General features: G+C 67.0%; 21 protein-coding genes. 4 read left to right on the top strand and 17 right to left on the bottom strand.

Going from position 1 to position 19,740, the window contains the following annotated elements; translation table 11 throughout:
* Position 1: 1 nt before the first annotated feature.
* From ACTIF2_RS12670 to ACTIF2_RS12595, 16 genes are all read right to left on the bottom strand, one after another.
* Entirely contained in the window at positions 2-439 is a 438-nt protein-coding gene (locus tag ACTIF2_RS12670) for a DUF3995 domain-containing protein (RefSeq protein WP_439497430.1), read from the bottom strand.
* On the bottom strand, positions 436-1,113 hold the full coding sequence (locus ACTIF2_RS12665; protein ID WP_439497429.1) for an urease accessory protein UreF: 678 nt from the start codon (positions 1,111-1,113) through the stop codon (positions 436-438). The genes ACTIF2_RS12670 and ACTIF2_RS12665 overlap by 4 nt, the downstream gene beginning before the upstream one ends.
* A 6-nt stretch (positions 1,114-1,119) precedes the next feature.
* The gene (locus tag ACTIF2_RS12660; protein ID WP_439497428.1) at positions 1,120-1,779 is read right to left on the bottom strand and encodes an urease accessory protein UreE; all 660 of its coding nucleotides are present in this window, start codon (positions 1,777-1,779) and stop codon (positions 1,120-1,122) included.
* A 22-nt stretch (positions 1,780-1,801) separates the two neighbouring features.
* Positions 1,802-2,110 (bottom strand): putative quinol monooxygenase, encoded by a 309-nt coding sequence (locus tag ACTIF2_RS12655; protein ID WP_439497427.1) that lies wholly within the window; start codon positions 2,108-2,110, stop codon positions 1,802-1,804.
* A gap of 147 nt (positions 2,111-2,257) precedes the next feature.
* Positions 2,258-2,716, bottom strand: coding sequence for a hypothetical protein (locus ACTIF2_RS12650; protein WP_439497426.1), 459 nt, complete (start codon positions 2,714-2,716; stop codon positions 2,258-2,260).
* A 93-nt stretch (positions 2,717-2,809) separates the two neighbouring features.
* Positions 2,810-3,784 (bottom strand): GSU2403 family nucleotidyltransferase fold protein, encoded by a 975-nt coding sequence (locus ACTIF2_RS12645; protein ID WP_439497425.1) that lies wholly within the window; start codon positions 3,782-3,784, stop codon positions 2,810-2,812.
* Positions 3,785-3,941: 157 nt separating this feature from the next.
* Positions 3,942-5,678, bottom strand: coding sequence for an urease subunit alpha (gene ureC, locus ACTIF2_RS12640; RefSeq protein WP_439497424.1), 1,737 nt, complete (start codon positions 5,676-5,678; stop codon positions 3,942-3,944).
* Between the two features lie 144 nt (positions 5,679-5,822).
* Positions 5,823-6,626 (bottom strand): DUF1003 domain-containing protein, encoded by an 804-nt coding sequence (locus tag ACTIF2_RS12635; protein ID WP_439497423.1) that lies wholly within the window; start codon positions 6,624-6,626, stop codon positions 5,823-5,825.
* Positions 6,627-6,657: 31 nt separating this feature from the next.
* The gene (locus tag ACTIF2_RS12630; protein ID WP_439497422.1) at positions 6,658-7,278 is read right to left on the bottom strand and encodes an urease subunit gamma; all 621 of its coding nucleotides are present in this window, start codon (positions 7,276-7,278) and stop codon (positions 6,658-6,660) included.
* Entirely contained in the window at positions 7,275-7,619 is a 345-nt protein-coding gene (locus ACTIF2_RS12625) for a hypothetical protein (RefSeq protein ID WP_439497421.1), read from the bottom strand. Before ACTIF2_RS12625 ends, ACTIF2_RS12630 begins: the two co-directional genes overlap by 4 nt.
* A gap of 10 nt (positions 7,620-7,629) precedes the next feature.
* Complete coding sequence (locus tag ACTIF2_RS12620; RefSeq protein ID WP_439497420.1) at positions 7,630-8,487, bottom strand: urease accessory protein UreD; 858 nt, start codon at positions 8,485-8,487, stop codon at positions 7,630-7,632.
* A 118-nt stretch (positions 8,488-8,605) separates the two neighbouring features.
* Positions 8,606-9,505 (bottom strand): PfkB family carbohydrate kinase, encoded by a 900-nt coding sequence (locus ACTIF2_RS12615; protein WP_439497419.1) that lies wholly within the window; start codon positions 9,503-9,505, stop codon positions 8,606-8,608.
* Between the two features lie 5 nt (positions 9,506-9,510).
* Positions 9,511-10,557, bottom strand: a complete 1,047-nt coding sequence (locus ACTIF2_RS12610; protein WP_439497418.1) for an aldose epimerase family protein — start codon at positions 10,555-10,557, stop codon at positions 9,511-9,513.
* Between the two features lie 21 nt (positions 10,558-10,578).
* On the bottom strand, positions 10,579-10,992 hold the full coding sequence (locus ACTIF2_RS12605) for a type II toxin-antitoxin system VapC family toxin (protein WP_439497417.1): 414 nt from the start codon (positions 10,990-10,992) through the stop codon (positions 10,579-10,581).
* Positions 10,989-11,234 carry a type II toxin-antitoxin system VapB family antitoxin gene (locus ACTIF2_RS12600; RefSeq protein WP_439497416.1) on the bottom strand — a complete coding sequence of 82 codons (246 nt, stop codon included), beginning with the start codon at positions 11,232-11,234 and terminating at the stop codon, positions 10,989-10,991. Before ACTIF2_RS12600 ends, ACTIF2_RS12605 begins: the two co-directional genes overlap by 4 nt.
* Before the next feature lie 67 nt (positions 11,235-11,301).
* Complete coding sequence (locus ACTIF2_RS12595) at positions 11,302-11,745, bottom strand: VOC family protein (protein WP_439497415.1); 444 nt, start codon at positions 11,743-11,745, stop codon at positions 11,302-11,304.
* Positions 11,746-11,839: 94 nt separating this feature from the next.
* Here ACTIF2_RS12595 and ACTIF2_RS12590 point away from each other — a divergent pair, with 94 nt between their 5' ends.
* Positions 11,840-13,279: a cation-efflux pump gene (locus ACTIF2_RS12590; RefSeq protein ID WP_439497414.1), complete on the top strand. Its 1,440-nt coding sequence runs from the start codon at positions 11,840-11,842 to the stop codon at positions 13,277-13,279.
* Here ACTIF2_RS12590 and ACTIF2_RS12585 read toward each other — a convergent pair.
* Positions 13,270-13,614 carry a winged helix-turn-helix transcriptional regulator gene (locus ACTIF2_RS12585; RefSeq protein WP_439497413.1) on the bottom strand — a complete coding sequence of 115 codons (345 nt, stop codon included), beginning with the start codon at positions 13,612-13,614 and terminating at the stop codon, positions 13,270-13,272. The genes ACTIF2_RS12590 and ACTIF2_RS12585 overlap by 10 nt on opposite strands.
* A 121-nt stretch (positions 13,615-13,735) precedes the next feature.
* Between ACTIF2_RS12585 and ACTIF2_RS12580 the strand changes: the two genes are divergently transcribed.
* The 3 genes from ACTIF2_RS12580 (at position 13,736) to ACTIF2_RS12570 (ending at position 19,716) form a co-directional block, all read left to right on the top strand.
* Positions 13,736-14,440 carry a glutathione S-transferase family protein gene (locus tag ACTIF2_RS12580; RefSeq protein WP_439497412.1) on the top strand — a complete coding sequence of 235 codons (705 nt, stop codon included), beginning with the start codon at positions 13,736-13,738 and terminating at the stop codon, positions 14,438-14,440.
* A gap of 117 nt (positions 14,441-14,557) precedes the next feature.
* Positions 14,558-17,203 carry an aminopeptidase N gene (gene pepN / locus ACTIF2_RS12575; RefSeq protein WP_439497411.1) on the top strand — a complete coding sequence of 882 codons (2,646 nt, stop codon included), beginning with the start codon at positions 14,558-14,560 and terminating at the stop codon, positions 17,201-17,203.
* 218 nt (positions 17,204-17,421) lie between these two features.
* On the top strand, positions 17,422-19,716 hold the full coding sequence (locus ACTIF2_RS12570) for a PAS domain-containing sensor histidine kinase (RefSeq protein WP_439497410.1): 2,295 nt from the start codon (positions 17,422-17,424) through the stop codon (positions 19,714-19,716).
* The last annotated feature ends 24 nt before the right edge of the window (positions 19,717-19,740 follow it).

Raw genomic sequence — 19,740 nt, 5'->3', positions numbered from 1 at the left:
ATCAGTTTCCTTGCGAGAGCAACATGGCGTAGCCGGCAGCGACCAGCAGACAGAGCGGCGAATAATAGCGGCGATCGTAGCTGGCGAAGGGCTCGCGCGGGTGCAGCCGCCGCCAGGCCGGCACGAAACCGGCGATGCCACGCAGCAGGAACACCGCCATGATGACGAAGCCGCCAAGCACCAGCAACGGGCGGGCAGCGGCAGTGCCCGGTACGCCGACCAGCAGCAGCGGCCAGAGGGCGGTCAGGGCGATCGCCGCCGCGACCAGCGTGCACAGCAAGGGCGATGGCATGCGCGTCGCCCTCGCATTGCCGATCACCGTCGCGATCAGGTCCTGCTCGCTCGCCACAGGCCAGAGGCCGCCACGGCCCCAGTAAAAATGCAGGCCCGCAATGGTCATCAGCAGAAGCGACAGCACGATTGCGATCGCCTGGCTCATGAACGGAACAGCCTCGAATACTGGGTTTCGTGACGCAGGGACGCGAGGTCCGAGCGCAGCGCGCAGCCGCCGAGATCGTCGAGTGTCGCCGCCTCCGCGCGTGCGGCGGCTTCATGCAAGGCCGGGACCAAGGCCGCCGTGATCCTCTGCCCGTCGGTCTGGCCGACGATGCCGAGCCTGACCGAGGCCGAGATCAGGTTGGCGACGAAGGCGAGCCCATAGGCCTCCAGCGCCGGGCGCAGCGGCACCTCATGGCTGTTCGCGGCCACTGCGACAGCCAGAGGGTAAGCGACATCGCCATCCCAGGCGGCGCGCAGCCGGTCGAAGCCGGCGCAGGGCCAGGCGGCGCGCGCGGCCAGGATGAAGGCGTTGCCCTGGGTCACGGTCTCCAGCCGGCGCTCAGTGGAATTGGCCAGCGCCAGCGCCAGTTCCGCTATCTCGGCGAGGGCCGTGTCGTCGGCCTGCTCGCAGGCGCGCCAGGCACAGGCGAACAGGACGAGATCGTTGCGCAGCGAGCCGTGAGCGACCAGCGCATCGAGCCAGTCGCGCAGCGTCGGTGCGTCGGTGAGGTCGCCGACCTCATGCGCCCATTCCAGCCCGTGCGAATAGACGAAGGCGCCGACCGGAAAGGACGGCGAGAGCCAGACCATCAAAGGCAGGTGAGCGTGCGACATCACCGCTCAATGGTCGTGCTTGTGGCCCTTGTGACCATGCTCGGCGCCGTGATGATGACCGTGGTCGTGAGGCTGGGCATGATCGTCATGGCCGTGACCATGATCATGGCCGTGATCGTGATGGTGATCGTGGCCGCAGCCGCAGGCGGCGCCATGAGCATGATGGCCATGGTCATGGCCGTGATGATCATGGCCGTGATGCCCGTGATCGTGCCCAGCATGATCGTGCCCGCCGTGGTCATAGGCGCCGCGCTCGGGCTGGAAGGGCCGCACGACCACGCTCATCGCGCAGCCCTGGCCGCGGATCATCTCGGCCAGGACGTGATCGTTCTCGATATAGATCGCGTCGGTGGTGATCTCGGCCGGGGTGTGCCGGTTGCCGATATGCCAGGCGACCCGCATCAGCCGCAGCGGGTTCTCGGCGCGGATCTCGAGCAGGCTCTGCGGCGCGGCCTTGATCAGGACGAGGCTGCCGTCCTCGAGCTTCACCGCGTCGCCGTCGTTGAGGGCGGTCGGCTTGTCGAGATCGAGCAGGATCTCGCGCCCGCCATCGCCTTTCAGCGAGACGCGCCGGCGATTGCGGTCCTCATGGTCGAGGGTCAGCGTCTCGACGATCCTGTCCTGCTTGACCGCGGCCTTGCGGATGACGGAGGTGGCACGCAGCATGATCTTGAGCCCGTATGAGTGATCAGATGCGATCGACCGATCGCGGTTCGACCACTTCGATCACCGGCGGCTCCGTGACGCAAGCCCCCGCGACATTCAGGAAGGCCCGATAATGCGGCTGCGCAAAATGCCGGTCGACATGCTCGCGCTGCTCCCAGCTCTGGAGAAAGACGAAATAGCCCGGCTCGGTCATGCTCTCGTGAATGTCGTAGGCCAGGCAACCATGTTCGCGGCGGGTGACGGCGATGCAATCCTCAGCGGCCGCCAGGAACATCGCGCGCGTGTCGGGGCGTATCCGCGCCCGCGCAATGACGATTATCGGATCCGACATCCAGCCTGGTCTCCCTGCCTCGCAGGGCGTCGCGCCCCCGCGGCTTACGCGCGCGGCATCCGAACGGATGCAGCGGCGCGAGGCTGAAGCTTAACACACGGTAAAGATGCGGAACACAAGATGCGGCGGCGCAACAACACGCTGATTTCAGGCGCGTTTGCGCAGCCCCCCATAAATCAGGCCGAGACCGATCCCGAAGGCAGCCGTGATCAATGCGCTGATCAGCATGCGCCGCGGATCGAAGCCGGCGAAGAGCGGGCCACCGCCCTTGATCAGCGGCACCAGCAGCCAATTGCCGATGAGCAACGGCCCGGCCAGGCCGAAGACCAGACCCTTCAGCCAGAAATCGCGGCCCGGAAGTTGGGGCCAGATGACGGCGAAGAGCAGGCCCCACAAGCCGCCCCAGAACATCTGGTTGACCAGCACCGGCACGCTCAACGGGCCGATCGGCCGCAGCGACCAGGGCACCGACGGCAGCAGGTTCAGGACGTTGAGGATGAGGATCGTGCCCTGATGGAAGATCAGGACCGAAACCACGGCGGCGATGAAGCCGAGCGCGAGATTGCGGAGCGAGATATCGGGAGCGGTGGTCGCAAGAAGAGCCATAGGCGGGACTTTCCATGACGACGGGCGGGCTAGACAACAACCGGGCAGAAGCCGTTTTGATCCAGATGAGCAGCAATCTTTCTGGATCGGCAGTCAAGCCGCGGCGATCTGGACCAGCGAACGCTCGATCGGCCGCGCCCAGCCGTCACGACCGCGCGAGCACGCCTCTTCCAGCGCATCCTCGATCTCGAAGGGCGCGCTCTCGCGAAGCGCCGCCAGCAGCGAGCCGGCCTGGAGCAGGTCCTTCTGGCTCTTGGCCGCTTCATGCGCGCCGCGCTTCTGCGCCAGGATGAGCTTGTGCACGGTGAAGCGCGCCGGGCGCGGCAGCATGATCGCCGCCCCTGCCCCGTAAAGCGCGACCGCCGGCACGGGCTCCTCGATCAGCCAGTCGAGATGCTGGAGGGGCGTCGCGCCGGCACTGAGCGCCGCGAGCGGCATCGGGTCGCGGTCGCTGCGCCGGCGCTGGGGCGTCAGCAGATCGACGACAAAACCCTCGCCATCACGGAAGCGCGACGGCGGGGCCTTTGAAACGAGCCCCGGCAGCGCCGAGAAACTGGATGCGGCGCGGCGCAGGATGGTGAGCATGCTGTCGCCTTCGACATCACCCGTCAGCGCCAGGTCGGCCGTGGCGAGATCGGCATCCTGGGTCATGACGGTCGCGGCCGGCAGGATCGCGCCGAGCAGTGGCGCATAGGCCTGGTAGGCAGCCGTGCCGACCAGAACCGCACCGCGCCGAAAGAGCCCGGCATGGGCAAAAGCGTCGAGCACGCGCCCGAGCGCGGGCGACGGACCGGGGATCAGCCGGCGTAACGTCGAGACGAGCCTGCGCCGCTCCTGCCGCCGCGCCATCTCGGCGCGCGCGGCCTCGGCACGGGCGATCACGTCGGGATCATCGGCACGGCCGAGATGCTCGATCGTCCGGCTCGCGCCGACCCAGCGCTGCAGGCGCAAATAGCGGATGCCGCCAATGGTCGTCGCGACGACGGTCGCCTCGTCCGACGAGGCGTTGGCGACCTGCTGCTGCAGGTCGGCATAGAGCGTCTGGATGTTGAGCGGGATGCGCTGCATGGGAACTTAGTAGCACAGATTGATGTCTGTGCTACTAAGTCGTCCGCCGTGGATCATCGCGGCCGCCGTCATTGCGAGCGCAGCGAAGCAATCCAGGGGGTGGCGCGCAGTCCCCCTGGATTGCTTCGTCGCTGCGCTCCTCGCAATGACGAATGTCTCAGAACAGGAAATACCGCTGCGCCAGCGGCAGCTCCCTCACCGGCTCGCAAACCAGCAACTCGCCATCCGCCACCACCGCATAGGTCTCCGGATCGATCTGGATGTCCGGCGTCGCGTCGTTGTGGATCATGCTCTTCTTCGAGATGCCGCCACGGGTGTTCTCGACCGCGACCATCTCCTTGTCGGTGCCGAGGCGGTTCCTGAGTCCGTTGGCGATGGCTGCCTGCGAGACGAAGACCAGCGAGGTCGAGCTCACGGCCTTGCCGAAGGCGCCGAACATCGGCCGGTAATGCACGGGCTGCGGCGTCGGGATCGAGGCGTTGGGGTCGCCCATCGGCGCGGCCGCGATCATGCCGCCCTTGATCACGAGATCGGGCTTGGTGGCGAAGAAGGCCGGCGACCAGATCACCAGATCGGCAAGCTTGCCGATCTCGATCGAGCCGATATGGCGCGAGATGCCATGGGCGATCGCCGGATTGATCGTGTATTTCGCGACATAACGCTTGGCGCGAAAGTTGTCGGCGCCGGTGCCGGCATCGTCCGGCAGCGGCCCGCGCTGCACCTTCATCTTGTGCGCGGTCTGCCAGGTGCGGGTGATAACCTCGCCGACGCGGCCCATGGCTTGGCTATCCGAGGACATCATCGAGAGCGCGCCGAGATCGTGCAGGATGTCCTCGGCCGCGATCGTCTCCTTGCGGATGCGGCTCTCGGCGAAGGCGAGGTCCTCGGGGATCGAGGGCGACAGGTGATGGCAGACCATCAGCATGTCCAGATGCTCGTCGAGCGTGTTGACGGTGAAGGGCCGGGTCGGGTTAGTCGATGACGGCAGCACGTTCGGCAGCCCCGCCACCTTCATGATGTCGGGCGCATGGCCGCCGCCGGCCCCTTCGGTATGGAAGGCGTGGATGGTGCGACCCTTAAAGGCCGCGATCGTATCCTCGACGAAGCCCGACTCGTTCAGCGTGTCGGTGTGGATCATCACCTGCACGTCGTAGTCGTCGGCGACCGAGAGGCAGTTGTCGATCGCGCCCGGCGTCGTGCCCCAGTCCTCGTGCAGCTTGAGCGCGCAGGCGCCGGCCTCGACCATCTCGACAAGCGCTCCGGGGAGCGCGGCATTGCCCTTGCCGGCAAAGGCGAGGTTCATCGGAAAAGCGTCGGCGGCCTTGATCATCTGGCCGAGATGCCAGGGGCCGGGCGTGCAGGTCGTCGCCAGCGTGCCATGGGCCGGGCCGGTGCCGCCGCCAAGCATCGTGGTCAGCCCGCTCATCAGGGCATCCTCGATCTGCTGCGGGCAAATATAGTGGATATGGCTGTCGAAGCCGCCGGCGGTGACGATCTTGCCCTCACCGGCGATGACCTCGGTGCCGGGGCCGACGATGATGGTCTCGTCGGAAAAGAAATTGCCGAAGCCGTCCTGGATATCCGGGTTGCCCGCCTTGCCGATGGCGCAGATGCGGCCGGCCCTGATGCCGATATCGGCTTTGACGATGCCCCAATGGTCGAGGATCAGCGCGTTGGTGATGACGGTGTCGACCGCGCCATCGGCATTGCGGACCTGGCTCTGGCCCATGCCGTCGCGAATGACCTTGCCGCCGCCGAACTTCACCTCCTCGCCATAGGTGGTGAAATCGCTCTCGACCCTGATGACGAGCTCGGTGTCGCCGAGGCGCACCGTGTCCCCCGTGGTCGGGCCGAACATGGCGGCATAGGCATTGCGCGGGAACGGAAAAGGCATCGCTGTTTTCCAGTTGAGGTCCGAACGGACCCGGAGCATGTTCGCTCATCTTCGATTCGCGAACATGCTCCGGGCATTTGTTTTTTCACGCGTTTTCTTTACGCGAACCGGGATCCACTTCGCTCGAAAACGCTCTAGCAAATCTCAGACCGAGCCATCCGGCCCGGAGGTGGAGGCGGCAGCGCGCGGTTTTGCCGGCTTCGCTTTGGCCGGCTTGCGGCGCGGCCGCGGGCGCGTCTCCTGCAGCATCTCGAGCTGGACCTGCTGGATCTCGGCGAGGCGCTGCCATTGCCGGGTGATGAGATGGTCGATCTTCTCGTGCAGATGGCGGATCTCGAGCTCGGCCTTGAGATTGACCTGATAGTCGTTGGAGGAGCGCAGCCGGTCCTTATGCTCCTGCCGCTTCTGGCTCATCATGATGATCGGCGCCTGGATCGCGGCGATACAGGACAGGACGAGGTTGAGCAGGATGAAGGGATAGGGATCGAAAGCGCCTGTTCCCGCGACCACGTTGATCGCCATCCAGACCACGAGGACGCAGCCGAAGCTGATCAGGAAGGCCCAGGAGCCGCCGAAACTCGCGAGCCCGTCGGAAAGGCGCTCGCCCAGCGTGCGCCTCTCGTCGAAATCATCGTCGGTATTGGCGGCGATCGTATCCTGCTTGGCGATGCTCTCGACGACCTGCCGGTCGAGATCGGTGTATTCGCCGTGCTCCTCGCGCAGGATCTCCTCGACATAGCGGGTGCGGTAGCGGGCGAGCTCCGCCTTGCTGACCAGACTGTGTTCGGTGAGCTGGGGAAAGTCGGCCAGAATCCGCTCCGCCAGCGACGGGCGCAGCGCCTCCAGCGGCACCAGGTTCCTACGGCTCGTCTCGACGCCGGAAATGGCGCAGACGCCGTGCTTCTTCGTTCCGTTCGCGTGATGATGCTCGGCCGAAATCTCTGTCATGGGCTTTTCCGCATTCGCCGGGAGGGCGCGGCTAGAGCTTACCCATGACCTGCTGCCGGAAGCCATAGACCTCGCGCTTGCCGGCGAGCGCCACCAGCCTGACCTCGCGGGTCTGGCCCGGCTCGAAGCGCACCGCGGTGCCGGCCGGGATGTCGAGCCGGAAGCCCCTCGCCCTCTCGCGCTCGAACGAGAGCGCCGGATTGGCCTCGAAAAAATGGTAATGCGAGCCGATCTGGATCGGACGATCGCCGGTATTGGCGACGGTCAGGGTCAGGCTCTCGCGGCCCTCGTTCATGACGAGATCGCCCGGCAGCGTCGTGACCTCGCCCGGCCTGAGGCTGTCCGAGGCGCCGCGGATCGGCTGATGCACGGTGACGAGCTTGGTGCCGTCGGGAAAGGTCGCCTCGACCTGGACGTCGTGGATCAGGGCCGCGATGCCGTCCATGACCTGATCGGCCGACAGCACATGCGCGCCGGCCTCCATCAATTCGGCAACCGACCTGCCGTCGCGCGCGCCCTCGACCACGAAGTCGGTGATGAGCGCGACGGCTTCCGGATAGTTGAGCTTGACGCCGCGCTCGAGCCTTCGCCGCGCCACCATGGCAGCCATGGCGACGAGCAGCTTGTCCTTTTCGCGCGGCGTCAGATTCATGCCTTTTCCTTCTCGTCTTCGCTTTCGTCTTCGTCCGCGTCGGACTCGGAGGTTTCGACCTCTTCGCCGTCTTCTTCCTCGTCCTCAGCCGCGTCCTCGTCTTCGTCCTCGTCTTCATCGAGGTCGGCATATTCATAGGCGAAGACGATCTCGCCGGTCGCGGGGTCGAAGCTGCTCGCGGTGGATTCGTCGAAGGCCTCGATCAGCATCTCGGCATCGTCGGGCCCGTCGACATCGAAACGCCGGGTCGCGGCTTCGCCCTCGCCGCTCAGGGCGAGTTCGACGGCCCAGCCCCGCGAGCCGGTGTCGTAGATGCATTTCAGCCCTTGGATCGCCAGCATGGTGCTCTCCTTACGTTGACCACGTGCGCGGCAGCGCACGTCCGGTCACATGCCGAAGCAGCATGACGAGGGCGCGACGAAGCGCCTGGGCGTCGGGCGAGAGCAGGCGGATCAGGAGCAGGCCGGAGACGAGCCCGGCCCCGGCTTCGACACCGGCGAAGGACACCTCGTCGGCGAGAAGCGCGCGGATCTCGTCGAGCGATGCGGCATGGTCTGGTCCGGCTGCGATCACGGTCGCGGCGGCGCGGGCGCCGGCCGCAATCGCCGGCCGCGCCAGGCTCGCATCGATGGCGCCGTCGAGCCGGAGATCGTCGGCGAAGACCAGCCGACCCTCGCGCCTGATACGCCAGCGGTCGCGAACCGCGCCGCGCTGCATGGCTTCGCCCATGGCGCTGCGGCCGAAGAAAACCGTTTCGCAGGCGACCAGCCGGGCGTCAGTGGCAAGGTCGATCGTCAGGCCCCGCACCAGCCGCGCCCCGGAGAACAGGATGCATTCCTGCGGCAGCCAGGCGAGGCTCGCTCCCGGCCCCACGGAGAGCGAGGTCTCGACGCGGGTGTCGGGTCCCTGGCTGCGATAGATCTTCTCGGCGGCCTGCGTGGTGATGACCGCTTCGGCGCCGGCTTCGAGGACAGCCTCGACCCGCATCGTGTCGCCGCCCGCCATGCCGCCGCCGGTATTGATCAGCACCGCCTCGCTGCTGGCGTCGAAGGTGGTCGGGAAGCGGGCGCGATAGCCGCCGGTCTCGGCCAGTTCCAGCCGATGCGTCTGCGACCCCACCCGGCCGAAGCGCAGGCGCACGCCGCCATCGGCCCGGACATAGGCGGGCAGGAGCGGGTCGGCGGGAGCCGGAAGAGGCGGTGCGAACATCGAAAGCCCAGGTGCGGGTGGCTCGGCCAATCTTCCGCGTGCCGCTTTGCCGGGCAATAGCCCTGCCGCGGTCGCCTGCCCAAATTTCGGGCAGAAGCTGCCCGTTCGCGTGCGCTCCCTACAGCGCAGGCGCCCCGGCCAGGAACCGCTCGACCTCGTCGCGTGTCGGCGTGCCGGCGCGGCCACCGAAACGGGTGCATTTGATCGCCGCCGTCGCGGACGCGAAGCGGATGGCCTCGCGCTCGCCCTGCCCCTCGGCCAAGGCCAGCGCGAAGGCGCCGTGCCAGACATCGCCGGCCCCGAGCGTATCGACCGCCGCGATCGCGAAGGCGGGACAATGCGCCACCTCGCCGTTCTCGACGAAGAGCACGCCCTCCTTGCCGAGCGTGACGGCGAGCCAGGTCTCAACGCCTTGCGCGATCTTCGCAAGGCCGAGGCGCGGATCGTCCTCGCCCGAAACCTCCTGCAAGGCCTGGGCGCTGAAGGCGACGTGGCTTGCGGTCGCGACGAGGTCAGGGTGCGGCGGCCGGCGGTCGCCGTCGAGCACGCCGGGGATGCCGGCCGCACGCGCCAGCCCGAGCGCCGCGAGCGCGCCCGCGCCCCAGCGCGTATCGGTCAGAACGGCATCGGTCCCGTCCGGCAGCGCCCTGGGAAGCCAGCCGGTCTCCTCCGGCATCGTCGGGTCGGAATAGGAAACGACCATGCGCTCGCCGGCGGCGTCGACGAGGATGGCGGAGACGGGCGAGCGCAGCCCCGGGGCGCGGAGGCTGAGGCTCGCATCGACCCCCTCGCGCTCGAGATCCGCGACGATCTGATCGCCGGTGAGATCGTCGGCGAGCCGCGTCGCCAGCCAGCAGCGCCCACCGAGCCGGGCGATGGCGACCGAAGCATTGCCGGCGCAGCCTCCGCCGACCACGGCGAGATCACGCGAGCGGTATTTCTCGCCGCGCGTCGGCATGGTCTCGACACTGTAGACATAGTCGAGCGTGGCGATGCCGAGGGTGAAGACGCCCGCCATCCGGCTCAGCCCGCGAACCGATATTCGCTGACCTGGCGATAGACTTCGCCGGGGCGCAGGGTCGTCGAAGGGAAATGCGGCAGGTTGGGCGAATCCGGCACATGCTGGGGCTCGAGAGCGATCCCGGCATTGGCGCCGTAGGGGTTGCCGTCGAGGCCAGCGACAGGGGTGTTCAGCTTGAACCCGTCATAGACCTGCAGCGCCGGTTCCGTCGTCCAGAGCTGCATGGACAGCCCGCTGCGCGGCGAGCTCAGCGTCGCGGCATGGGCGAGTTCCAGTCCTTGCGCGGTGCTCGGCTCGCGCCTGTCGCGGCGCAGGACGTAGTTGTGATCGTACCAGAAGCGCGTGCCGTCGGGGTTCTCGAACCTGATCGGCCGAGGACGGCGGAAATCGAAGGGCGTGCCAGCGACGGGGGCGAGCGAGCCGTCCGGGATCAGGTCGGCATCGACCGGTGTCATCAGATTGGCGCGAACCTCCAGCTCGTGGTCGAGGATGTCGGGCCCGTCGTCCAGCTTGAAATAGGAGTGATGCGCGAGGTTGATGACGGTCGGCGCATCGGTCGTCGCGGAAAGCTCGATCCGCAAGGTCGCATCGCCGACGAGGCTGTAGCGGCACCAGAGGTTCACGGTCCCCGGAAAACCGGCATCGCCGTCCGGCGAGACCAGCGCCAGCGTGACGCTCGCCGCATCATGACGGACGATGGTCCAGGGCCGCTTGCCGAAACCCTGCCCGCCGCCATGCAGCGAATGGCGGCCGTCCTGGTTCAACGGCAATTGGTATTCCCGGCCGTCGAGCGTGAAGCGCCCGCCGCTTATGCGGTTGGCATAGCGCCCGGCGATCGCGCCCATATGCGAGGCGTGCTGCTGATAATCGGCCAGATCGGCGAGGCCGAGCACGACGCGCTGGCTCCCGCCGCTTCGACGAGGCACCGTCAGGTCGCGCAGCGTCGCGCCCCAATCGATGACGCGAGCCTCGGCGCCCGCAGGCGAGCGCAGCAGGACCTCGTGGATCGGCGTGCCATCTTCGCGGGTTGCGACCAGACTATCAGTCAAAGGACATGTCTCCAGGCGTCATCAAGGGCCAAACCGGACGCCATCGATATCCGTCTGGACGAAGTCGTTGCCCTTATAGGCCAGTTTGAGCCCTGAGGTTCGGGCCGCCGCATAAGCGAAACAGTCGCCCATATTGAGCCGGGCAGGATGGCCGGTGAGATGGTGATACCGGGCAGCACAGACATGAGCCTCGCGCCCCAGCACCGCGTCGATCGCAATCAGCTCGGCACCGATGGCAGTGAGGAACTCCTCGACCGCCTCCTGCGCCTGCACGATCGAAATTCGACGGAGCGTTGCGAGGCGGCACGACGTTTCGAAGATCGCGAGAGCCGTGGTGGACAGCTCCGCCACGTCGAACATGGCCTTTTTGATCTCGGCCGCTTCGGCCTCCTCAGCCATCACCGCGATCAGAACCGATGCGTCAAGAAACATCATACATCGCCATATTCGCGGTCAAAGAACTCCTTGTGGCTCATGCCATCGTCTATGACCGGATGGGCGGCCAGCCGCTCGCGAACCTGCCGAAACGCTTTCTCGATCCGCTCGCGGCGTTCGTCGAGCCGCTTAAGCTCGTTCTCGACCGCCGCGCCAATGGCTCCTTGCAGGGATGTACCGGTGCGGCTCGCCAGCTCCCGCACCTGACGGTCGATCTTTTCATCTCGCACGAGGATGCCCATCGGCGCCTCCATGATATCAACGGATGATATCATGGAGGGCTATCCAGGCAACTTCAAGGCCGACGCCTTACCACACCCCGGTATTCGCCATGCTGGCCCAGGGCTCGGCCGGCGCCTTCGGATCGCCCTTCTGCAAGAGCTCGATCGAGATGTTGTCGGGCGAGCGGATGAAGGCCATGTTGCCGTCGCGCGGCGGGCGGTTGATGGTGACGCCGGCCTTCATCAGCTTGTCGCAGGTGGCGTAGATGTCGTCGACCTCATAGGCGAGATGGCCGAAATTGCGGCCGCCGGTATAGACTTCCGGGTCCCAGTTATAGGTGAGCTCCAAGGTCGGGCGGCCACGGCTGCCCTTCGCGGATTCAGCGTCGTCGGTGGCGGCGAGGAAGACCAGGGTGAAGCGGCCCTTCTCGTTCTCGATGCGGCGGGTTTCGACGAGACCGAACTTGGTCACGTAGAAATCGAGTGCCGCGTCGAGATCGGTGACACGCACCATGGTGTGGAGATATCGCATGCGTAGGCTCCCCTTCTCCGGTCTGCCGGGTTGATCTTGCCCCTAAATCGGGCGACAGGCTGAACTTTCCAAGAGGCGGCACGCAGGACGGGCCATGACGAGAACGCAAGACGCGGGCGTGAAGCGCCCCGATCCGGCGGAAATGTCCGGCATCAAGCAGCGGGCGGCCATCCTTTCGGTGGTCGCGACGCTGCTGCTGACGGCTGCAAAAGGCGTGGCGGCGGTCTTCTCCGGCTCGCTCGCCCTGCTCACCGACGCGCTGCAGGGGCTGATCGATATCGGCTCGACGCTGTTCACCTGGTTCGCGGTCCGCGCCGCCGACAAGCCGGCCGACGAGGAACACCATTACGGGCACGGCAAGGTCGAGGCGCTGGCGGCGCTGGTCGAAACCGCGATCCTGTTCACGCTGGCCGGCGCGATCCTGTGGGAAGCGGGAAGCCGGCTCTGGAGCGGCAAGATCGAGACCGTGCTGGTGACGCCGCTGGTGATCGGCGTGATCCTGTTCTCGATGGTCGTCGACGCGGTGCGCTGGCGCTCCCTGCGCAAGGTCGCCGCGACGACCGGAAGCGAGGCGCTGGCCGCCGAGGCCATCCATTTTTCCGCCGATTTCGTCGGTTCGGCGCTGGTGCTGGCCGGCCTGATCGCCACCTGGTTCGGCGTGGCCCATGCCGACACGATCGCCGCCTTCGCCATCGCGGCCTTCATGGCCTATTCCGCCTACAGGCTCGGGCGACGGACCATCGACACCTTGCTCGACGCCGCTCCCGAAGGGCTGAGCGACCGGCTTCGCGCCGCGGCGCGAACGGTGTCGGGCGTCGTCGGCGTCGAATGGCTCAAGGTCAGGCCCGCAGGCGGGCGCATCCATGGCGAGATCGGCATCCTCGTCTCGCGGACATTGCCGCTCGACCGCGTGGTCGCGATCAAGGACGCGCTGATCGCCAGGCTCAAGGAGATCGAGTCCGAAGCCGAGATCACGGTGACCGCCAACCCGATCCAGGTCGATGACGAGACGGCGCTGGAACGCGTGCTCCTGATCGCGCTGAAGCTGCGGATACCCGTCCACCATGTCACCGTGCACACGATCGGCGACAAGCTCTCGGTCAGCCTCGACATGGAGGTCGAGGCACGGCTGCCGCTCAGCGAAGCGCATGAGATCGCGACGCGGCTCGAAGCGGCGATCCGCGCCGAATTCGGCGGCGAGACCGAGGTCGAGACCCATATCGAGCCGATGGAGACCGGCACGCCGCCGAGCCACAACGCCGCCTGGGACACCGTCGAGGATATCGGCAAGGCGCTTGCCGGCGAGGCCGCGACGCTGGGCGGGCCGGTTCACGACATCCATAGCGTCCGGGTGCGCCAAACCGCCAATGGCCTCGTGGTGAACTACCATTGCCGCGTCGACCCGGCGCTCGACGTCGCGGCGGTCCATGCTGCGGTCGATGCGATCGAGCGCGCCGTCAGGATCGCCCGGCCACAGGTCTGCCGGCTGGTCAGCCATGCCGAACCGTCGCATGCGGCAGCGCTTCAGGTGTGAAGCGCAGGCTCGCGCGGCTTCTGCGAGCGCACGCCATCAGCCTCCCACCAGTCGCCCAGCGCGTCGATGACACTCATCAGGCGCCGGCCCGACTCGGTGAGGTCGTATTCGACCCGCGGCGGCACCTCGGGATAGACGGTCCGACGCACGACACCCGCGGCCTCCAGCTCGCGCAGGTCGCGCGTCAGCATGCGCTGGGAGATCGGCCCCAGGGCGCGCTGCAGCACGTTGAAGCGCATCGTGCCCTGGTCGAGATAATAGACGATCAACGCACGCCAGCGGCCGCTGAGCAGGATCATCGCACCCTCGATCGGGCATTCCAGGGGTCTGCGCATCGAGGGACCTCGTTCCATTCGTTACATCCATGTGCCTATGGCACATGTTTTTCCGTTCTTGAGCCTGATGAGCTGCCCCAATAACTGGGTGTTCCTGTTGTGAAACGAAAGGCAGGAACAGATGTCTCCCATTCTCTTCTACGGCGTGCCGGAAGGCTGCTCCTTCGGCTCGATCGTCGCGCTCGAATGGCTCGGCGAACCTTATCGGCTCTGCCGCGTGCAGATGCCGGAGGAGGTCTCCAGCGACCGCTTCGCTCCGGTGAACCCGGTCCGCGAGACCCCGACCCTGATGACCGCCGACGGGCGCTTCCTCAGCGAAAGCATGGCGATCCTCGGCCATATCGCCGAGCGCGGCATCTCCCGGGGGTTGGGACATCGCCAGGGTACGGCAGCATTCGACCAGCTCAACCAGATGCTCGCCTTTCTCAACACCAGCCTGTTCTCGGCCTTCTCGCCGTTGTTCCACGTGTTCGAGCACGAGCAGGACGAAGCGTCGAAAGCGGCGCTGCTGGCATTCGGGCGCAATCAGGTCGGCAAAGCCTTCGGCAATCTCGAGACGTTGCTGAACGGTCGCGACTGGCTGCTCGGCGGCGAGCGTCCGGGCATCGCTGATGCCTATTTCGCCGGAACCGCGCGCTGGAACGACTTCCACAAGGCCGTCGACTGGGCGGCTTACCCGCGCGTGACGGCGCTCTATCAGCGCCTCCAGCAGGAGCCCGCCGTCCGCTTCGCCCATGCGATCGAGGAGGAGCACGAGGTCGTCAGCGCAGGTGGTTTCCTCGGCCATATTTCGCTCGATGCGGTGCCCGCTCGCGCCGCCGCCTGAGCGGCCCGGCTGGGCGGGATCGCGACTGCGCGTGCCGCGATCCTGCTCCGCCCAGGCTTCCGGCGAGGGCGAGCCCGGTCTACACACGGGTCTCGACCTCGCTGATCCGGGACTGCCATGCGCGCTGAAGACACGCCTCTCATCCGCCTCGAGGATTATCGCCCTGCAGACTGGCTGATCGACACCGTCGATCTCGACATCTCGCTCGCCCCGCATGAAACCCGGGTACGCGCGCAGCTCGGCCTCAGGCCGAACCCTGCGGGAGAGCCAGGGGCAGCGCTCGTGCTCGACGGCGACGAGCTTTCGCTGGCAGGGCTCAGCCTCGACGGCGCCCTCCTGGACGGCGCGGATTTTGAAGCTACGGCCCAGAGCCTGACGATCCACGCGCCGCCGCAGCGCGGCTTCACGCTCGCGATCGAGACGGTGCTCGACCCCTCCGCCAACACCAAGCTGATGGGGCTCTATCGCTCGTCCAACGTCTATTGCACCCAGTGCGAAGCGGACGGCTTTCGCCGCATCACCTATTTCCTCGACCGGCCCGACGTGATGAGCGTCTATACGGTGCGGCTCGAGGCCCGGAAGGCCGAGGCGCCGGTCCTGCTCTCGAACGGCAACCGTGTCGCGACCGGGGACGTCGCCGGAACCGACCGGCATTTCGCCGTCTGGCACGATCCCCATCCAAAGCCGGCCTATCTCTTCGCGCTGGTCGGCGGCGCGCTCGACCATGTCCGCGAGGATTATGTCACCGCCGACGGCCGCAAGACCGAGCTCGCCGTCTATGTCGAGCCGGGCAAGGCTGGCCGCGCCGGCTGGGCGCTCGACTCGCTGGTGCGCTGCATGCGCTGGGACGAGCGCGTCTTCGGCCGCAACTACGATCTCGACGTGTTCAACGTCGTCGCCGTGTCGGATTTCAACATGGGGGCGATGGAGAACAAGGGCCTCAACATCTTCAACGACAAATACGTGCTGGCCGACCCGCAGACGGCGACAGATGGCGACTATGCCTCGATCGAGGCGATCATCGCGCATGAGTATTTCCACAACTGGACCGGCAACCGCATCACCTGCCGGGACTGGTTCCAGCTCTGCCTCAAGGAAGGGCTGACGGTCTTCCGCGACCAGGAGTTCTCCGCCGACGAGCGCTCGCGCCCGGTGAAGCGCATCGCCGATGTCCGGACCTTGCGCGCGACGCAGTTCTCCGAGGATGCCGGCCCCCTCGCCCACCCGGTCCGGCCGCGCGCCTACAAGGAAATCAACAACTTCTACACGCCGACGGTCTACGAGAAGGGCGCGGAGGTGATCCGCATGCTCAAGACGCTGATCGGCGAGGACGCCTTCGCGCGCGGCATGGATTTCTATTTCGAACGCTGCGACGGCACCGCGGCGACGATCGAGGATTTCCTCGCCTGTTTCGCCGAGAGCTCGGGCCAGGATCTGGCGCATTTCGCACGCTGGTACGAGCAGGCCGGCACGCCGACCATCGTCGCGTCGGGCCGTTACGACAAAGCGTCGAGGAGCTACACGCTCGAACTCGCCCAGACCACGCCGCCGACGCCGGGCCAGCCGGAGAAGCAGCCGGTCGTGCTGCCTGTCGCGCTCGGGCTCGTCGGCAAGGCGGGCGACTTGCCGCTCCGGAGCGCTTCCAACGCCTATGCCGGTGACGGGCTCGTGGTGCTCGACCAGCCCTCGCTCTCCGTGACCTTCACGAATATCGACGAGCCGCCGATCCCCTCGCTGCTGCGCGGTTTCTCGGCGCCGGCGCGGCTCGAGCTCGACCTCGCGGATGATGGCCTGCTGCGGCTGTTCTCCGCCGACAGCGATTCCTTCAACCGCTGGCAGGCGCTGCAGACGGTGGCGACGCGGGCGCTGACGGCGGCCGGGCGGGGCGACGCCCCCTCCGCCGCATTGACGGCCAAGACCGGGGAGCTCGCCGCCGCGCTTGGAATCTTCCTGGATGAGCAGGCGCTCTCGGACCCGGCTTTCGCGGCGCAGGTCCTGCGCCTGCCCGCGCCGGCGGACATCGCTCGCGAGATCGGCAAGGATGTCGATCCGGATGCGATCCACGCGGCCCATCGCGCGCTCGCGGCCGGGATAGGAGAAAAGCTGGCAGCCCGGCTGACCGCGCTGCGCGAAAAGCTCGACAAGAAGGGCCCCTACTCACCCGACGCCGAAGCGGCCGGACGGCGGGCTTTGCGCAACGAGGCGCTGGGGCTGCTTGCACTCGGCGACCCTGTCACCGGGGCCGGCATCGCGGAGGCCCAGTACGAGGCGGCGGACAATCTGACCGACCGGCTGGCAGCGCTCGCAGCCATGACGCTGATCCCCGGCGAGGCGCGCGAGCGCCTCATCGTGCGGTTCGGCGACCTCTATGCCACTGAGCCCCTCGTGCTCGACAAATGGCTGATGGCGCAGGCGCTGATCGCCGAGCCCGGCACGCTTGATCGGGTCAAGACGCTGATGAGCCACCCGTCCTTCTCGCTCGGCAATCCAAACCGGGTCCGCGCCCTGATCGGCGGCTTCGCCGCCAACCTGACCCAGTTCAACCGGGCCGACGGCGCCGGCTACGATTTCATCGCCGACATCGTGATCGCGCTCGACCGGACAAACCCCCAGGTGGCCTCGCGCCTGCTCGGCTCGTTCAAGACCTGGCGCATGCTCGAACCGGGCCGCCGGAGCCTGGCCCACAGCGCGCTTTCGATGGTTTCCGGGACTCCGAACCTGTCCCGCGACGTCGCCGATATCGCCGAACGCGCCCTCGCCTGAGGGCCAGCGGCGGTCAACCTGTCCGGCTGGTTAACAAAACATTACCCGCGCAGGATTCATTACGGTAAGCGCTACAACCTTAAGGCGAATTCTGAGGCCTTGATTCAACTCAGAGCTAGACAAAGTGATTCGCTCGGATTCAACTGACGGTGATTCGAGGGGATGCGGCACGTCTCCCGATCTTACTGACGGTACTGATTATCCGAAGGGGGACGGGCATGACGCGTGCGAACGCGACCTGCGCAACTGCGCGCGCAGGCACGATTCTGGGTGTCGCAAGATCGCTGACGCATCCGCTCTACCAGCGGTTCGAGCAGCTCGAGCCTGTCTTCCGCAAAGTCATCCCCGCACTCGTCCTGTGCTTCATCGCCGTATTCGGCGCCGGAGCCTTCATCCAGACCTCGGCCATGCGCGATGATGCGCTCAGCGATGCCATGGCGGATCTCGATCTCGTCGCGGCCCTGGTCGCACGAGAACTGGATCTTGCCAGCAAAGTCGAGACCGCACCCGCCGCTGTTCTTGCCGCGCTGTCGTCCCGGCACCTCGCCGCACGCGGACGGTTGGTCCATATCAGCGACGCGAGCGGCCAGGTCATCGCCAGCGAACCCGTGATCGGCCAGACGAAGCGCACATTGGTCGACTTCCTCGGCCAGACCCAGCCACTCACGGTGTTCGGCGACCGGGCCGGCGTGATGAAGATCATGCTGCCGGGCGGCTTCGAGGTCTTCGCGACGGTGCGCAACCTCGCCGCCCCGCTCGGCCAGGTGGCCGTGCTCCAGCCCGTCTCGCGGGTGCTGTCGCTTTGGCAGGAACGGCGCCGAGCGCTCGTCGTGCTCTTCGGCTCGGCCGGGCTCGTGCTCGGCGCGCTCACCGTCGCCTTCCTGCTGCAATCGAGACGGGCGCGGGCCGCGGATGAGGACTGCGACTGCGTGCGCGAACGCATCGACACCGCGCTGAACCGGGGCCATTGCGGGCTCTGGGACTGGGACCTGGCGCGCGGCCGGATCTACTGGTCGGATTCGATGTATGCGATGCTCGGCTATGACCGCGCCGGCGACTTCATGTCCTTCGGCGAGGTCAACGCCTTCATCCATCCCGCCGATGCCGACCTCTATGCGCTGGCCGACGCGATCAGCCGCGGCGAGGCCGAGCATCTCGACCAGGAATTCCGGGTGCGCGACGCGGCCGGCGGCTGGGTCTGGCTCAAGGCCCGCGCCGAGCTCGTCACCGACCGGCGCACGCAATCGCAGCATCTCGTCGGCATCGCGGTCGATATTTCCGAGCAGCGCCGCATGGCCGAGCTGACCGCGACCGCCGATGCCCGCCTGCGCGACGCGGTCGAGGCGATCTCCGAGGCCTTCGTGCTCTGGGACGCCGACAACAGGCTGGTCCTGTGCAACGCGAAATACCAGCAGCTGCATCAGCTCCCGGCCGATGCGATCCGCGGCGGCGTCAGCCATGAAGATGTCATGGTGCTGAGCGCCCAGCCCAATATCGATCGCGAGCCCGCCCGCAACCTCCGCGGCGAGGCCGGCTCCTCCTACGAAGCACGGCTTTCGGATGGCCGCTGGCTGCAGATCAACGGCCGCCGGACCAAGGATGGCGGCTCGGTCTCGGTCGGCACCGACATCACGACGCTGAAGCAGCAGGAGGAGCGGCTGACGCAGTCCGAGCATCAGCTCCTCAAGCACGTCACCGACCTGAAGGCCTCGCGCCAGAAGCTGGAAGCGCAGGCCCAGCAGCTCGCCGACCTGGCCGAGCGCTACCTCGAGCAGAAGGCTGCGGCCGAGAGCGCCAACCGCGCCAAATCCGAATTCCTGGCCAATATGAGCCACGAGCTGCGCACGCCGCTCAACGCCATCATCGGCTTCTCAGAGATCATGGAGAACGGGCTGTTCGGCGCGCTCGGCGACCGCTATCTCGACTATGTCCGCGATATCCGCTCGAGCGGCGGCTATCTGCTCGGCGTGATCAACGACATCCTCGACATGTCGCGGATCGAGGCCGGCAAGATGCGGCTGGAGCGCTCGGAGATCGCGATCGACCAGGTGGTCGAGGAAGCCGTCAGGCGGGTGCGCGACGAGATCGACCGCAAGCAGCTCGCGCTCAGCATCGAGGGACCGCGGGACCTGCGCCTCGAGGCCGACCCGCATGCCCTCTACCAGCTGCTCGGCAACCTGCTCGACAACGCCGTCAAGTTCACGCCGGCGGGCGGGCGCGTCGCGATCCGGACGCGGCAGGTGCCGGACGCGCTCAACATCTATATCGAGGATACCGGCATCGGCATCCCGAAGGACAAGATCGACCGCATCGGCCGGCCGTTCGAGCAGGTCGAGGGCGAGCTGATCCGCAGCTACCAGGGCTCGGGCCTCGGCCTCGCCATCGCGCGCTCGCTGACCGAACTGCATGGCGGCTCGCTGCGGCTGCGCTCGACGAGCGGCGCCGGCACGATCGTGATGGTGCACCTGCCGCTGCATGGCAGCGCCGGGCGGGTCAGCGCCCAGGCGGCGTGAGGGGCCGGCGCGCCGTCATGCTCG

It is taken from the genome of Allobosea sp., assembly GCF_051860145.1.
In the GTDB taxonomy this organism is placed as follows: Bacteria; Pseudomonadota; Alphaproteobacteria; order Rhizobiales; family Beijerinckiaceae; genus Allobosea.
This window is presented reverse-complemented; position numbering and strand designations above follow the sequence as displayed.

Excerpts from the sequence above, each read along its gene's own strand:
- ACTIF2_RS12655 (WP_439497427.1), bottom strand. The coding sequence starts at position 2,110 with ATGTCGGATCCGATAATCGTCATTGCGCGGGCGCGGATACGCCCCGAC.
- ACTIF2_RS12665 (WP_439497429.1), bottom strand. The coding sequence starts at position 1,113 with ATGTCGCACGCTCACCTGCCTTTGATGGTCTGGCTCTCGCCGTCCTTT.
- pepN (WP_439497411.1), top strand. The coding sequence starts at position 14,558 with ATGCGCGCTGAAGACACGCCTCTCATCCGCCTCGAGGATTATCGCCCT.
- ureC (WP_439497424.1), bottom strand. The coding sequence starts at position 5,678 with ATGCCTTTTCCGTTCCCGCGCAATGCCTATGCCGCCATGTTCGGCCCG.
- ACTIF2_RS12650 (WP_439497426.1), bottom strand. The coding sequence starts at position 2,716 with ATGGCTCTTCTTGCGACCACCGCTCCCGATATCTCGCTCCGCAATCTC.
- ACTIF2_RS12635 (WP_439497423.1), bottom strand. The coding sequence starts at position 6,626 with ATGACAGAGATTTCGGCCGAGCATCATCACGCGAACGGAACGAAGAAG.
- ACTIF2_RS12615 (WP_439497419.1), bottom strand. The coding sequence starts at position 9,505 with ATGGCGGGCGTCTTCACCCTCGGCATCGCCACGCTCGACTATGTCTAC.
- ACTIF2_RS12630 (WP_439497422.1), bottom strand. The coding sequence starts at position 7,278 with ATGAATCTGACGCCGCGCGAAAAGGACAAGCTGCTCGTCGCCATGGCT.
- ACTIF2_RS12660 (WP_439497428.1), bottom strand. The coding sequence starts at position 1,779 with ATGCTGCGTGCCACCTCCGTCATCCGCAAGGCCGCGGTCAAGCAGGAC.
- ACTIF2_RS12670 (WP_439497430.1), bottom strand. The coding sequence starts at position 439 with ATGAGCCAGGCGATCGCAATCGTGCTGTCGCTTCTGCTGATGACCATT.
- ACTIF2_RS12580 (WP_439497412.1), top strand. The coding sequence starts at position 13,736 with ATGTCTCCCATTCTCTTCTACGGCGTGCCGGAAGGCTGCTCCTTCGGC.
- ACTIF2_RS12625 (WP_439497421.1), bottom strand. The coding sequence starts at position 7,619 with ATGCTGGCGATCCAAGGGCTGAAATGCATCTACGACACCGGCTCGCGG.
- ACTIF2_RS12600 (WP_439497416.1), bottom strand. The coding sequence starts at position 11,234 with ATGGGCATCCTCGTGCGAGATGAAAAGATCGACCGTCAGGTGCGGGAG.
- ACTIF2_RS12585 (WP_439497413.1), bottom strand. The coding sequence starts at position 13,614 with ATGCGCAGACCCCTGGAATGCCCGATCGAGGGTGCGATGATCCTGCTC.
- ACTIF2_RS12620 (WP_439497420.1), bottom strand. The coding sequence starts at position 8,487 with ATGTTCGCACCGCCTCTTCCGGCTCCCGCCGACCCGCTCCTGCCCGCC.
- ACTIF2_RS12645 (WP_439497425.1), bottom strand. The coding sequence starts at position 3,784 with ATGCAGCGCATCCCGCTCAACATCCAGACGCTCTATGCCGACCTGCAG.
- ACTIF2_RS12605 (WP_439497417.1), bottom strand. The coding sequence starts at position 10,992 with ATGATGTTTCTTGACGCATCGGTTCTGATCGCGGTGATGGCTGAGGAG.
- ACTIF2_RS12590 (WP_439497414.1), top strand. The coding sequence starts at position 11,840 with ATGACGAGAACGCAAGACGCGGGCGTGAAGCGCCCCGATCCGGCGGAA.
- ACTIF2_RS12570 (WP_439497410.1), top strand. The coding sequence starts at position 17,422 with ATGACGCGTGCGAACGCGACCTGCGCAACTGCGCGCGCAGGCACGATT.
- ACTIF2_RS12595 (WP_439497415.1), bottom strand. The coding sequence starts at position 11,745 with ATGCGATATCTCCACACCATGGTGCGTGTCACCGATCTCGACGCGGCA.